The organism is Rhodococcus sp. P3_B8, assembly GCF_056402775.1.
In genome coordinates, this window is sequence record NZ_JBFUGT010000024.1 from 53,343 (window position 1) to 66,480 (window position 13,138).

Here is a 13,138-nt window from a genome sequence, read left to right on the forward strand (position 1 = left end):
CCGCGTAAACATACCGCGCGTTCGCGGGTTCGGCACGCTGGTGGTGGCGGCTACCGCCGGGGGCAGCCGCCCAGCAACCTAGTGGTGCCAGACCGCCGTGTTCCCACCGCGACGCTTGGCGGCGTAGAGGGCGATGTCCGCATGATGCAGCAGTTCGTCGACCGTGCGCGCCGACGTGCTGCGCGCCATCCCCACGCTGAGGGTCACGACGAGGAGTTCGTCGCCGACGTCGATCGGTGTCGTGATCGACGCGAGCATCCGGGTCACCACGTCGTCGACGTCGCATTCGTCGACGTCGGGAAGGATGGCGACGAACTCGTCGCCGCCGAGCCTGCCGACCGCGGCCGGCGCGCGCATCGCGAGGCGCAAATGCTCGGACACCCCCTGCAGGATGCGATCTCCGACGCGATGCCCACGGGTGTCGTTGACGTCCTTGAAACCGTCGACGTCGAGGAACAACGCGACAGCAGGTCCCGCGCCACGCTCGAACAGACGCTGCAGATGCTCCGTGATAGCGGCGCGATTGAGCAGTCCGGTGAGACTGTCGTGCGTGGCAGCGTGCAGAAGAAGCGCGTGCGCCTCCTCCGCCTGCTGCTGAGCGGTAATCTCCGCGGTGACGTCCCGGAAATGCACGACCAGCGCGCCGGAATCGGCTGCGGCGGTCACCTCGATCGTCATCCCCGGCGAGTACAGCGAGTCCACCCGGGTCTGCTGCTCGCGGCCCGTGGCGAGAACCTTGCGGCACAGTGCGTCGAAGTAGCTGCCCTGCGTTTCGGGAAGAACCTCGGTGACGACACGGCCGAGCAGTTCGTCCCGCGACCGCCGCACGTGCCGCAGGCAGCCGGAATTGACGTAGATGATCCGCAGGTCCTCGTCGAGCGCCATGAACCCCAGGCCCACCCGGTCGAGCAACGACGCGAGCTGCACGTCCCGGCCGGCCACGTGTCCGAGTTCGATGACCACTCCCGTCAGCTCGACAGGGGCACCGGACGCGTCGGTGGTGACGTCGATGCTGCGGGTGAGGATGTACCGGGTCGACCGATCCGCCAGCACGATGCGGAACACGCATTCCGCGCCGACGGACCCGGCGGTGTCACCGAACATGCGACGCACCGCGCCGATGTCTTCGGAATGGACCCGCTCCCGCCACAATTCGAGCGGTGGCCGGGAACCGTCGTCCTCGAAGATGGCGGCGGCCTTTTCATCCCACCACAAGGCCCCGTTCACGACGTCGTACCGGACGATGCCCACCCCGAGGCGCGGAATACCCAACGCCATCAGAACCTCGCCGTCACCGTGATCGCCCCAGCCGCTCGGAATTGTCAGTTGGCGAGGAACTCGAGCAGCACCTTGTTCACCACTTCGGGCTGTTCGAGGTAGCCGTAATGCCCCACGTCGGGGATCTCGTAGTACCGGGCCGACGGGATCGCCTCGGCCACCTCACGCGAGAGATACGGCGGGATCATCCTGTCGTCGGCGAACCCGATGGACAGGCACGGTGTCGTGATTGCCCGGTAGGCCTGCCTGCGATCGAAGCTGCGGTCCATCTCCATCTGCGCGCGCACGCCGTCCGACGTCCGGCCGCCGCTGAACTCGAACAGGTCGAGCCAGTCGCGGGCCGTGTGCGGGTCGACGAGCGACGCGGGCGACAGATTCATCACGGCAGTCACCGCGGCCCGGTACTTGGCCGGGAGTTCGACACCACTGTCGTGGAGGGCGCGCTCGCCCTCGGTGAGGGTTTGCTGGAAGTAGTCCATGCGGGCGTGACCGGCGAGGAACGCCGCCTTGTGCACGAGGTCGGGCCGGGTCAGGGCCAGTTCCTGCGCGACGCGGGCACCCATCGAGGTGCCGACGACACGGGCCGGTCCGCCGCCGAGGTGCTCGATCAGTCCCGCAGTGTCGGCGACGAGGTCGTCCATGGTGATCCCGTCGACGCTCTCACCGGACGGCGCGATGCCTCGGTTGTCGAACGTGCAGACGCGGTAGCCGGCGTCGATGAGCGCAGGGGTCTGATGCAGATCCCACACCCGTCCCGGGCTGCCGGTTCCCATGATGAGCACCACTAAATCGCCGGATCCCTTGACCTGGTAATTCAGGGGGATCCCGTTGATCGTGGCGATCGTCATGTTGCCTTCCTTCCATGGGCGGTCTCACCGTTTTAGATTGGATAGCCTAAGCTGGCTTGGCGGCCGCTTGCATGCGGCGCTGACCGACAAGCTCGTCCAGGAGGACCGCGTTGAGAGTCGCCACACTCGGATATCAAACCTGGGGTCACCGTACCCTGCAGGCCCTGCTCCAGTCCGACCATGAGGTCGTCCTCGCGATCACCCACCCCAAGAGCGACCACGTCTACGAACAGATGTGGGCGGACTCCGTCGCCGACCTGGCCACCGAGCACGGGGTGCCCGTGCACATCGCCACCAAGCCGGACGAAAACTTCAAGTCCGCGCTGAAGCAGGCCGACCCCGACATCGTCGTCGCCAACAACTGGCGCACCTGGCTGCCACGGGACGTCTTCGACTCTCCCCGCTACGGCACCCTCAATATTCACGACTCGCTCCTGCCCAAGTACACAGGATTCTCCCCGCTCATCTGGGCGCTCATCAACGGTGAAGAAGAAGTAGGCCTCACCGCGCACCTGATGGACGAGGAACTCGACGCCGGCGACATCGTTTTGCAGAGGTCGACGCCCGTCGGGCCGACGGACACCGTCACCGATCTGTTCCACCGCACCGTCGACATGATCGGCCCGATCACCCTCGACGCACTCGAGCTGATCGCGTCCGGTCGCACGGACTGGACGCCACAGGACCGCTCGCAGGCCACGTTCTTCCACAAGCGTGCCCCCGAGGACAGCCTCATCGACTGGACGTGGCCCGCCGACGCGATCGAACGACTCGTCCGCGCGCAGTCCGACCCGTACCCGAACGCCTTCACCCATTACAAGGGACAGCGTGTCCGGGTTCTGAAGGCCGCCGTGTCCGAAGGAAATTACGGTGGAACGCCCGGGCGTGTCTTCATCCACGAAGGCGACGGAATGGTCATCGTCGCCGGGCCCGACGCTCGCACGGGTCAGAACAAGGGCCTCAAGATCCAGCGCGTCCGGCTCGACGACGGCACCGAACTCGCCGGCACCGAATTCTTCCCCCACGGCGGCGGCTACCTCAGCTGACGCCCGTGCGCCTTTCTGGTAGCGGGAGCTACCAGAAAGGCGCACGGGGCGGAACGCCCTACCGCCCCTCCCACGCCGACCAGAGTTCGGCGTAGCGCCCACCCGCGGCGACGAGATCGGCATGTGGACCCTGCTCGACGATCCGGCCGTGTTCGAGGACGACGACCCGATCGGCGGCGGCCGCCTGCGTCAACCGGTGGGCCACCACCAGCGTCGTGCGACCACGGGTCGCGGCCTCGGCCGACGCCTCGAGTTCCCGCGCACCCGCGCTGCCTGCTTCGGCGGTCGCCTCGTCCAGGATCGCGACCGACGGGTTCGCGAGGACGAGTCGCGCCAGAGCCAATTGCTGTGCCTGGGCGGCGGTCAGCTCGTGGCCGCCCTCCCCGACCACGGTCTGGACGCCGTCGTCCAGTGCGTTCACCCAGCCGTCGGCGCCGACGGCCTTCAGTGCCATCGCCGCGTCTTCCTCGGAGGCGTCGGGTGCGGCGAGCCGAAGGTCGTCGATCAGCGGTCCGGCGAACACGTGGACTTCCTGGCTGACGATGGCGACCCGGCGGCGGAGACCCCCCGGCTCCAGATCGGGCAGCGCGGTGCCGCCGATGCGCACCGACCCGGACGTCGGGACGATCGAACCGGCCGCGATCGCCGCGACCGTCGTCTTGCCCGCTCCGGTCGAGCCGACGAGGGCGACACGTTCACCGGACTTCACGTGCAGGCTGATGCCGTGCACCACTTCGTGGCTGCCGTCGTAGGTGTGCCGGACGTCGGCGAGTTCGAGCGTCGAATCGGCGGCCTCCCGGACGGCGGCGGTCCCGGTGCCCGACTCGTCGTCGAGGTCGACGACGCCGACGAGCCGGGCCAGGCTCGCACCCGCCGACTGCACCTCGTCGAACGTGTACATCAGCATGCCGATCGGATTGAACAACCGGTGGAAGAGCAGTGCCGCGGTTGTGGTTTGGCCGACGGTGACGATGTCCGCGTTCACCAGCGCGAATCCGGCGGCGAGGATGGTGGCGAGCCCCACGAACTCGGCCCGGTTGCCGCGCCCAGCGAACCGGGTGAACAGTGCGAAGACGCCGACGGACAGGTCGCGGGCCTGTTCCGACGCACCGTTGATCTGCGCCAGATGGCTGTCTTCCAGACCGTAGGCGCGCACCGTCCGGGCACCCTGCATGCTGCTGATCAGGGCCTGCGAACGCTCTCCCATCGCCACGCGTTCGGCGGCGTACACCGGTGCGGACCGCGGCAGGTACCAGCGCATCGCCAGCGCGTACATCGGCAGCGCGACCATGCCTGCGAGCCCGAGCCGCCAGTCGATGCCGAGCATCGTGACCATGCTCAGCACCACCAGCAGGACAGCCGTGACGAGGTTGGGGACCACGTCGGTGACGGCCTTGCCGATCACCGCGACGTCGTCGCCGACCCGCGACAGCAGGTCGCCCCTGCCGACGCGTTCGACCGTCTGGATCGGCAGCCGGAGCGCCCGGTCGACGGTGCGTTCGCGCAGATCCGCCAGGATTCCCTCGCCGAGGCTGCGGATCAGGAACGACGCGAACCCGGCGCACACACCGCCGATCACGGCGGCGGACGCGATCACCGCGACCACCCATCCGATGGTGGACGGCGGCGCACCGTCCTGCACCCGGTCGACGAGGACGCCGAAGACGTAGACGGGGACCAGCGCCATACCGGCCGCGACGGCGGCGACCAGCAGGGTGGCGACGCTCCGGCCGCGGCGGCGTCCCAGTTCGGACTTCAGCCACGCCCACGTGTCGCGTGCGTTCGCGATGGGCAGCAGTTCACTCATCGCAGGACCGCCTGACGGTAGTTCGCGTTCTCGGTCGCCAATTGCGAGTGCGTGCCCTCGCCGACCACCGTTCCGTCGTCGAGTACGACGACGCGGTCGGTCACGGACAGCAGCGCGGGGCTGCTCGTGATGAGGATCGTCGTCTGCCGGTCCTCGGAGTCGCGATGCCTCAGGTCCGCGATGCCGCCCGCGATCGTGTGTTCGGTGACCGCGTCCACCGCGGTCGTCGGATCGTGCAGCACCATCACCGGCGACTGCGCCACCAGTGCACGCGCGAGGGCGACCCGCTGCCGCTGACCACCGGACAGCGAGGACCCACGGTCGGCGACCTCGTGGTCGAGGCCCTCGGGGTGTGCTTCGACGACGTCCACCGCCGCGGACGCGGAGAGCGCCGCCTGCACCTCGGACGCCGTGGCGCCGGGTCTGCCCGCGGTCACGTTCGACGCGACGGTTCCGGAGAACAGGTCGCCGTTGTGCGGCTCGACGAGCAGCGCCCGGCGGGCCTGCGCGAGATCCGCGTCCGACAACCGCACTCCGCCCACCGTCAGTTCGCCGTCGTACCGATCGGGCGGAACCTGCCCGGACAGCAGCGCGGCCAGCGCCTCCGCGTCCTGCGGGCGGTACGCGACGACACCGAGCAGTTCGCCGGGGGTGACCCGGAGATCCAGCGCGCTCAGGGACCGGTAGGACACGCCGCTCAGGCTGAGTTCGCTGCCGTCGAGTGTCCGGCCGGACCCGGCGGGCAGCAGGGGTTCCGCGTCCAGGACCAGGGCGAGACGGTCCGCCGACGCGCGGGCGAGGGCGAGGAACCCGGGCAGGCCGGCCAGGACGCCGAGCGGTTCGATGAAGAACTGGGACAGTCCGACGACGGTGATCAGTTCACCGATGGTGATGCGTCCTTCGAGGGCGAACCAGCCGGCGACACCCGCGACACCGACGGCGAGGAGGGCGCTGACGGTCATCGACACCCCGGCGAACACGGCGGAACTCTTCGCCGTGTGCAGGGTGGCGCCGAGCGCGTCGCGGCTGGCCGTCCGGTATCGCCGCGAGGCCGACACCTCGGCGCCGATCCCGCGCAGGGGCCGGAGCCCGCTCACGAGGTCGGTGGCCATGGCGGACGCCCGCGCGACGGCGGCCTGCTGATCGGTGGCCCGGCGGGTGATCAGCGGCGCCGCGAGTTGGAGGAGGCCGAGGATGACGGGGGTGCCGATCAGAACGGCGAGTCCGAGGGGAACGTCGATCAGCAGCAGGGCGACGGCGGATCCGATCGCCGCGGTGAGGGCCGCCGCGGCCCTCGGTGTGATGTCCGCGATCCAGGCCGCGCGGTCGGCGTCCGACGTCGACACGGACAGCAGCTCACCGGCCCGCAGGTCGGTGCGCACTCCCCGCGGGTCGAGGATGCGGTGCGCGACCTCCATCCGCAGCTGGTGGGCCTCGTTCTGCATCGCCACGACGATGAACCGCGCACCGAACCGCCACGCCGCGGTGAGCACCAGGAACAGCAGCGCCAGGGCGCACAGCCACACCGCGAGAGCGAACACGTCTCCGGTCGCGACGGCCCGGTCGACGATCACACCGATCGAGATCGGGACCAGTGTCTCGGCCACCTGATGCAGGCAGACGAGCACGGTGCCGATCCCCAGCCGAACACGATTCCGCACCAGCGTGCGAAGCAGAATTGCGGTGCCACCAGTCTTCACGCGCGTAACTCCCAACGCCGACGCTTCCCCACCCACCAACGAAGTAAGCAGACCCTAACTAGATGAACCCTAATCGATGGGCAACTAGCGTTGACATGCCCGGTTCTCATAGAGTCGCCGATACGAACTACTGCGCGTGACGCAGCAGCAAGCCCGAGAGGACAAAGATGGCCGCGAAGACGACCGCCGAAAACGACATCGCGGACGAGGATCTCGAACCCCTAGCCGACGAGACCGCCCGCCAGGCGCAGCGCGTTGTCGCTGCATACGCCGAAGATGCCGACGAGTGCAGAATGCTGCTCTCCATGCTCGGAATCGGACCCACCAGCAAGCTCGACTGAGAATTTCATCCACTTCGACTGCGAAGGAAGCCCGTGGCTGCCAGTTCGGAATCGTCAGCATCGTCATCACGCTCGACTTCTGATCCTGTTTCCGGGCAAGCCGACTTCGTCGTCGTCGCGAACCGACTCCCCGTCGACCTCGAACGCCTTCCGGACGGCACCACACGCTGGAAGCGCAGCCCCGGTGGCCTCGTCACCGCGCTCGAGCCGATCCTGCGCCGCAACAAGGGCGCATGGGTCGGCTGGGCGGGGGTTGCGGACGCCGAGCTCGATCCCGTCGTCGAGGACGACCTGGAGCTCTACCCGGTTCCGCTGAGCGCCGCGGAGATCGCCGACTACTACGAGGGCTTCTCCAACGCCACCCTCTGGCCGCTGTACCACGACGTCATCGTCAAGCCCGAGTACAACCGCGACTGGTGGAACGCGTACGTCGAGGTCAACCGGCGCTTCGCGGAGGCCACGTCGAAGGCGGCCGCGCACGGCGCCACGGTATGGATCCAGGACTATCAGCTGCAGCTCGTTCCGAAGATGCTGCGCATGCTGCGCCCCGACCTCACCATCGGATTCTTCCTGCACATTCCGTTCCCGCCGGTGGAACTGTTCATGCAGATGCCGTGGCGCACCGAGATCATCGAGGGCCTGCTCGGCGCCGACCTGATCGGGTTCCACCTCCCGGGCGGTGCCCAGAACTTCCTCTACCTGGCCCGCAAACTCGCCGGTCAGCAGACGTCCCGCGGCAACGTGGGCGTGCGCTCCAAGCTCGGCGTCGTGCAGGTGGGATTCCGCACGGTGCGCGTCGGCGCGTTTCCGATCTCCATCGATTCGGGGCAGCTGGACGAACAGTCCCGATCCAAGTCGATCCGGGACCGCGCCAAGAAGATCCGCAAGGAACTGGGCAATCCCAAACACATCATGCTCGGCGTCGACCGCCTCGATTACACGAAGGGCATCGACGTCCGCCTCGCCGCGCTGCACGAGTTGCTCGACGAGCAGCGCATCGACCCGGCCGACACGGTGATGGTGCAGCTGGCCACGCCGAGCCGCGAGCGGGTCGACAGCTACGTGCAGATGCGCGACGACATCGAACGCAAGGTGTCGCGGATCAACGGCGAGTACAGCGAGGTCGGCAGGCCGGTGGTGCACTACCTGCACCGGCCGATCCCCCGCGAGGAGCTGATCGCGTTCTTCGTCGCCGCCGACGTGATGCTGGTGACTCCGCTGCGTGACGGCATGAACCTCGTCGCCAAGGAGTACGTGGCGTGCCGCAGTGATCTCGGCGGCGCACTGCTGCTCAGCGAGTTCACCGGCGCGGCCGCCGAACTGCGTCAGGCGTTCCTGTGCAATCCGCACGATCTCGACAGTGTCAAGGACGCGATGGAGCAGGCCCTGGGCCAGCCGAAGGAGGACGGCCGACGCCACATGCGGGCCCTGCGCAGGCAGGTCCTCGCACACGACGTCGACCGGTGGGCCAGGTCCTTCCTCGACGCCCTCGCTCACGGCGGCGCCGCCGGCCCCGCGCTGATCGCGCCCGCCGAGGCTTCCGAGTCCGACTACAACGAGGACGCGACCGGGGAGAACTGACCTCCCCGGCTCAGCTGACCGGACGTCACCAGGAAGCCGACGAAGTCGCGGATCGTCTCGTCGGCGGGACGCGGAACGTAGCCGAGTTCGGACCGCGCCTTGGAGCCGTCGATGACGGGCGCCGCGAGCAGCGCCGACATCGCCGACCGTGACAGAACGTCGGATCCGAACCGGGCCCCGATCGGTTCGGCGATCGGCAGCACGCGTTCGATGACGCTGAGTGGGAACGAGTACAGCGGCCCCCGACGACCCGCCGCACGCGCAGCCCTCCTCACGGCATCGTGCATGCCGAGCATGTGCCCCGAGATCAGGTAGTTCTCACCGGTCCGGCCCTTTTCCCCGGCGGCGATCAGTCCGGCGGCGACGTCGCGGACGTCGACGAAGTCGAAACCGCCCTGCACCGCCGCGGGAACCCGGCCGCGAGCGGCGTTGCGCAGCAATGCGTTCACCCGCGACAGTCCGTAGTCGACGGGCCCGTACACCCCGGTGGGATTGCAGATCACCGCATCGAGCCCGGCCTCGACCACTTCGCTGAGTTCGATCTCGCCCGCCCATTTGGACCTGTCGTACACCGGGATCGACGCGTCGACGGACCGGGGTGAGTTCTCGTCGAGCGTTCCGCCGCAATTGCTCTGATCGAAGGAGTGCACGGAACTGCAATGCACCATCCGCCGAACACCCACTGCGAGAGCGGCTTCGGCGACGGTACGCACGCCCTTGGTGTTGACGGTCCAGGCCAGGTCGTCCTTCTGGGCGAGGGTGATCATCGCGACCAGGTGGTAGACCACCTCGGCGCCGTCCAGCGCCCGCTTCATGGATTCGACGTCGAGTACGTCGGCATTCACCCACGTGACCCCGTATTCGGGTGCGTACCGGGAACGCACGCGGTCGATTGCGGTCACCTCGTGCCCCGCCTCGACCAGCAGATTCAGCAGATTGTTGCCCACGAATCCCGCGGCGCCGGTTACTGCAACCTTCATCGACGACTCCCCGTTCGGTTGTGGCCAGGCGACGCAGCGTCGTGCGTCGGCAATCGGCCAGGAGACCCCGACAGTACTAGAACTTGTTTCATTTTGTGAAGGGGGTGACTGCCTCGACGAACATCCGCACTCGTGCGATCTCGTGGGATCGGTGTGCGAACTCCAGCAGGGCCACACCCTCCCAGCCGGCAGCGCGCACGGATGCCGTCACGGTACGCCCCGCCACGATCATCTTGCTCCACTGCAGGTCACGGAGACTGTCCGCGAAGTGAGTGGGCGAGAGCGGGGCACCCGTCGACAACTCGAGAACCGCACCGGGAGCAAGCCTCTCCGACATCGCGGCCGCGTCCTGACGCCGGACGGCGACCAGAAATCCGGTGGCGGCATTCCTACCCGGACGCCCGACGGTCCGCAGGCCTCGCACGAAACCTGTTACACCGAGAACGCCCTGATTCGCGAGAAGTTGCGGTGCCAGCTTCACCGATGCCGCCGCGCCCCGCCACCCCGCCGCGGCCAACTGGGCGATCATCACGGACAGTTCCCAGTGCGCATACAACCCGTCGACGGCCACGACACCCGACTCCGCCACGAGGTCGTAGCGCAGGTGCATCGGCACCGTCAGCACCACTCCCGTCGACATCCGGGTCTCGAGGTCGAGGTCGCGGACCACGGTCATTCCGCAGACCACGTCCCGCTTCACATGGAACGTGATCGAATTGGGGGCGATGAACGTGTCGTAGAACCGTTCGATCGCCTTCGTGCCGACGTGTGGCCGCGAGCCCACCGGGTCGTTGACCCGAGCGCCGTCCGAGAACAGCCCGACCCACGCGGCGCGGTCGTGCACCGCGACCGCGGACGGTGAACGCCCCACGACAGCAAGGAGTTCCGCCACGGTCGGCGTGGAGTCCGGCACCGCTACACCGGGGTCAGCTGATCGACGAGCCAGTCGTCGTCGACCTTCTGCAGCGACACCCGCACGCGGCTGCCCGACGTCCGGGCGTCGGGAGCGTCGGCGCTCGTCGTCGTCTGGTTGAGGTACAGCAGAACCACCGCCTCGTCGGGTGTGGTCGACACGGGCGCCGCGGCCTGCACCGACACCTGCACGGTGAGTTGCTTCTCCTTGGCGCCCGGCGCGATCGTTTCCTGCACGAGCGTGGTGTAGTCGTCGCGGAAAGAACCGGTGAGTCCGTCTGCGGCAGCCGCCAACTGGTTGTCGACGTCGGCGAAGTCGTACGCCAGCATCGCGACAGCCTGCTTGCCCGCGGCGTCGACGGCCTCGGTGCGCGCCTGCTCCGCGAGTTGGTCCTGCCGGTGGTCGTACCAGAGGAAACCCACCACCACCGCGAGGGCGACCACCACGACCGCGGCCGCGATCTTCAGCGCTGTCTGCTTGGTGACGGCGAACTTTCGCTTGTCTTCGTTGTTGTCGGTCATGGGACGAACTCCACCTTCGATGCGGTCAACTTTCCGTCGACGTCGCTGACGGTCACTCGCATTCGGAAGTCGCGCGGTGAGGGTTCGGGCTGTTCCTTGCTGCTGACCATCGTCCGCGCGGCCACCAGAACGTTCGCCGAGATCGAGGTCTCGCTCCCGTTCTCGACACCGGCCTCGACAACCTGGCCCTCGGTAGTCACATTCGCATCCCGCACGACGCCGACGAACGGATCCTCACGGCCCTGGAACTCTTCGAGGAACTGACCCGACGCGCCGGCGATGATCCGGTCGACGTCTTCCTTCGCGGTCTCGGGATGGATGGTTGTCAGGTTGAGCACCGTCTGCCGGGCCGTGTCGACGAAGGCCTGACGGCGGTCGTCCCGTTCCCGTGCGGACTGTTGGTCGAGCAGCAGGACCACCGCCGCGACGACCAGTGCGACGACGACCACCGCGGTAACACCCCACGCGAGCAACGACTTCAGGGGACGACGCTGCTTCGGCGCGTCGGGCGCCGGAGCGTCCGGGGACGCGACCTTCGCCGTCGACACCTTTTCCGCCTCGGGCGCGGCGTTCGCGTCTGCCGGCTTGGCCAGGACCACCGGCTTCGGGGCCTCGGTCTCCCCCACCGGCGGGCCGGCGTGCCGGACCGCCCTGCGCCTGCTCCGGTCCTTCGCCGCGGAGCTCTGCTCGGTCGCCTGCTCCGCGGAGTCGGTTGCGCGCTCGTCTGTGCTGGAACTCAAATCTGCTGACCTGTCATCATCGTCTGCCACGTCGAGTCCTTTCCCTGCACCGCCAGATCCGGTTGGGTGTACGTCTTTCCATCCGAACCAATGAAGCTACCGGTGGCCGGGTCGTAGGGCACGGCCGCGACCGGTGCACCCGCGGCGCCTTCGTAGGAACTCGGAACGGCTGTGTACGAGGGTACATCCGGCGGCATGATCGGCCCGTACGGCGGGTTGTTGCCCGACGCCTCCCAGCCCTCGCGGCACGCCTCGACCGTCGGCGCGCGACGTCCCGGGAACTCCATGCACGGCAGGTTCCGCGCGCCGCGCACCACGGCCGGATCGTCCGGAGCGGCCTTGCAGTACAGGTCGTTCGGTGTCGCGATCGGGTCGGTCTGATCTCCCGACCGGCGTTGCTCCGGGGGCAGGAATCCCGTCGTGCAGGCCGGCGGGTCGTGCAGTTGCAGGGCGAAGTCGACAATCGCGCCGTCCTCCACCGGCCCGCCGGTCGCGGCCGTCACGAGCGCCGCGGTCAGGGGTGGGTAGATGACCAGCACCTGTTCGATGCTCTTGTTGTAGATCACCCCGACCTGGCCGACGCTCACCAGATTCCGCAGCAGAATCGGCAGTGTCGGCTGCAGGTCCTGGAACAGCCGGGTGGCTTCCTGCGCCGTTCCCGGGCCCTTCTCCAGCACCGACCGCAGGCTCGGGTCGCTCGCCCGCAACTGGTCGGTGAACGTCACCAGGTCCTGGGTCCACGACCGGATGGCGTCGCTGCTGACCACCTGGGTGTCGAGCAGTGGGCCGACCTGGTCGATCAGGGCCTTCGTCGCGTCGCTGTTCGCATCGGCCTCCTCGACGAACAACCGGGCCGAGTCGATGAGCCGCTGCAGGTCGGGGCCCGATCCGTTGAACGCCGTGAACGCCTCGTCGATCACCGTCTGCAGCCTGGTGTCCGAAATGCTGGCGAGCAGTTCGTCGGCCTGGTCGAGCATTTCGCCGACGTCCTGCGGAATGGTGGCCCGGTCCAACGGGATCACGTCGCCGTCCGCGAGGTACGGGCCGTCGGCCTCGGCGGCGCCGTCCCGGGGAATCAGATCGACGTACTGCTCGCCGACCGCCGACACGCTCTTGACTGCCGCGTCGACGTCGGCCGGAATCTTGTAGTCGCTGTCGAGTGACATCTTCGCTTCCACACCGTCGCCGGTGAGCGTCACGTTCTCGACGACACCGATGTTGGTGCCGCGGTAAGCGACATTGGCGTGCGAGTAGAGCCCACCGGTGGACGGCAGTCGGACGCTGACCTCGTAGCGCCCGACGCCGAACAGCACCGGCACCTTCACGTACTGGATCGACATCACCACGAGCCCGATGACGGTGAGAATCGAGAAGATGATCAGC

12 protein-coding genes are annotated in these 13,138 nt (G+C 68.1%); 3 read left to right on the forward strand and 9 right to left on the reverse strand.

What is annotated here, in order from left to right:
- Positions 1-78: 78 nt before the first annotated feature.
- Both AC1D1G_RS12265 and AC1D1G_RS12270 read right to left on the reverse strand, forming a co-directional pair.
- Positions 79-1,278: a diguanylate cyclase domain-containing protein gene (locus tag AC1D1G_RS12265; protein ID WP_477952300.1), complete on the reverse strand. Its 1,200-nt coding sequence runs from the start codon at positions 1,276-1,278 to the stop codon at positions 79-81.
- Positions 1,279-1,322: 44 nt separating this feature from the next.
- A complete protein-coding gene (locus tag AC1D1G_RS12270) occupies positions 1,323-2,126 on the reverse strand; it encodes an alpha/beta fold hydrolase (protein WP_105412845.1) in 804 nt (267 codons plus the stop codon).
- A gap of 110 nt (positions 2,127-2,236) precedes the next feature.
- Between AC1D1G_RS12270 and AC1D1G_RS12275 the strand changes: the two genes are divergently transcribed.
- Positions 2,237-3,172: a methionyl-tRNA formyltransferase gene (locus tag AC1D1G_RS12275; protein ID WP_105412844.1), complete on the forward strand. Its 936-nt coding sequence runs from the start codon at positions 2,237-2,239 to the stop codon at positions 3,170-3,172.
- A gap of 58 nt (positions 3,173-3,230) precedes the next feature.
- Here the strand turns inward: AC1D1G_RS12275 and AC1D1G_RS12280 are convergent, their stop codons facing one another.
- Positions 3,231-4,979, reverse strand: coding sequence for an ABC transporter ATP-binding protein (locus tag AC1D1G_RS12280; RefSeq protein WP_477952301.1), 1,749 nt, complete (start codon positions 4,977-4,979; stop codon positions 3,231-3,233).
- Complete coding sequence (locus tag AC1D1G_RS12285; RefSeq protein ID WP_280778848.1) at positions 4,976-6,679, reverse strand: ABC transporter ATP-binding protein; 1,704 nt, start codon at positions 6,677-6,679, stop codon at positions 4,976-4,978. The genes AC1D1G_RS12280 and AC1D1G_RS12285 overlap by 4 nt, the downstream gene beginning before the upstream one ends.
- Before the next feature lie 167 nt (positions 6,680-6,846).
- Between AC1D1G_RS12285 and AC1D1G_RS12290 the strand changes: the two genes are divergently transcribed.
- Positions 6,847-7,020 carry a hypothetical protein gene (locus AC1D1G_RS12290; protein WP_005262874.1) on the forward strand — a complete coding sequence of 58 codons (174 nt, stop codon included), beginning with the start codon at positions 6,847-6,849 and terminating at the stop codon, positions 7,018-7,020.
- A 33-nt stretch (positions 7,021-7,053) separates the two neighbouring features.
- Positions 7,054-8,601, forward strand: coding sequence for an alpha,alpha-trehalose-phosphate synthase (UDP-forming) (locus AC1D1G_RS12295; RefSeq protein WP_105412841.1), 1,548 nt, complete (start codon positions 7,054-7,056; stop codon positions 8,599-8,601).
- Here AC1D1G_RS12295 and AC1D1G_RS12300 read toward each other — a convergent pair.
- The 5 genes from AC1D1G_RS12300 to AC1D1G_RS12320 all read right to left on the reverse strand — a co-directional run bounded on the left by AC1D1G_RS12300 (position 8,571) and on the right by AC1D1G_RS12320 (position 13,137).
- A complete protein-coding gene (locus tag AC1D1G_RS12300) occupies positions 8,571-9,581 on the reverse strand; it encodes an NAD-dependent epimerase/dehydratase family protein (protein ID WP_283330558.1) in 1,011 nt (336 codons plus the stop codon). The two genes, AC1D1G_RS12295 and AC1D1G_RS12300, sit on opposite strands and share 31 nt — an antisense overlap.
- Positions 9,582-9,669: 88 nt before the next feature.
- Positions 9,670-10,494, reverse strand: a complete 825-nt coding sequence (locus AC1D1G_RS12305) for a nuclear transport factor 2 family protein (RefSeq protein WP_477952302.1) — start codon at positions 10,492-10,494, stop codon at positions 9,670-9,672.
- Between the two features lie 2 nt (positions 10,495-10,496).
- A complete protein-coding gene (locus AC1D1G_RS12310) occupies positions 10,497-11,015 on the reverse strand; it encodes a h domain protein (protein ID WP_283292838.1) in 519 nt (172 codons plus the stop codon).
- Positions 11,012-11,755 carry a hypothetical protein gene (locus AC1D1G_RS12315; protein ID WP_418339413.1) on the reverse strand — a complete coding sequence of 248 codons (744 nt, stop codon included), beginning with the start codon at positions 11,753-11,755 and terminating at the stop codon, positions 11,012-11,014. The genes AC1D1G_RS12310 and AC1D1G_RS12315 overlap by 4 nt, the downstream gene beginning before the upstream one ends.
- On the reverse strand, positions 11,752-13,137 hold the full coding sequence (locus AC1D1G_RS12320; RefSeq protein WP_477952303.1) for an MCE family protein: 1,386 nt from the start codon (positions 13,135-13,137) through the stop codon (positions 11,752-11,754). Before AC1D1G_RS12320 ends, AC1D1G_RS12315 begins: the two co-directional genes overlap by 4 nt.
- Position 13,138: the final 1 nt, after the last annotated feature.

What these genes read in the sequence shown, in the direction of transcription:
- AC1D1G_RS12265 (WP_477952300.1), bottom strand. Translation starts at nt 1,278, where the DNA reads ATGGCGTTGGGTATTCCGCGCCTCGGGGTGGGCATCGTCCGGTACGAC.
- AC1D1G_RS12270 (WP_105412845.1), bottom strand. Translation starts at nt 2,126, where the DNA reads ATGACGATCGCCACGATCAACGGGATCCCCCTGAATTACCAGGTCAAG.
- AC1D1G_RS12280 (WP_477952301.1), bottom strand. Translation starts at nt 4,979, where the DNA reads ATGAGTGAACTGCTGCCCATCGCGAACGCACGCGACACGTGGGCGTGG.
- AC1D1G_RS12290 (WP_005262874.1), top strand. Translation starts at nt 6,847, where the DNA reads ATGGCCGCGAAGACGACCGCCGAAAACGACATCGCGGACGAGGATCTC.
- AC1D1G_RS12300 (WP_283330558.1), bottom strand. Translation starts at nt 9,581, where the DNA reads ATGAAGGTTGCAGTAACCGGCGCCGCGGGATTCGTGGGCAACAATCTG.
- AC1D1G_RS12310 (WP_283292838.1), bottom strand. Translation starts at nt 11,015, where the DNA reads ATGACCGACAACAACGAAGACAAGCGAAAGTTCGCCGTCACCAAGCAG.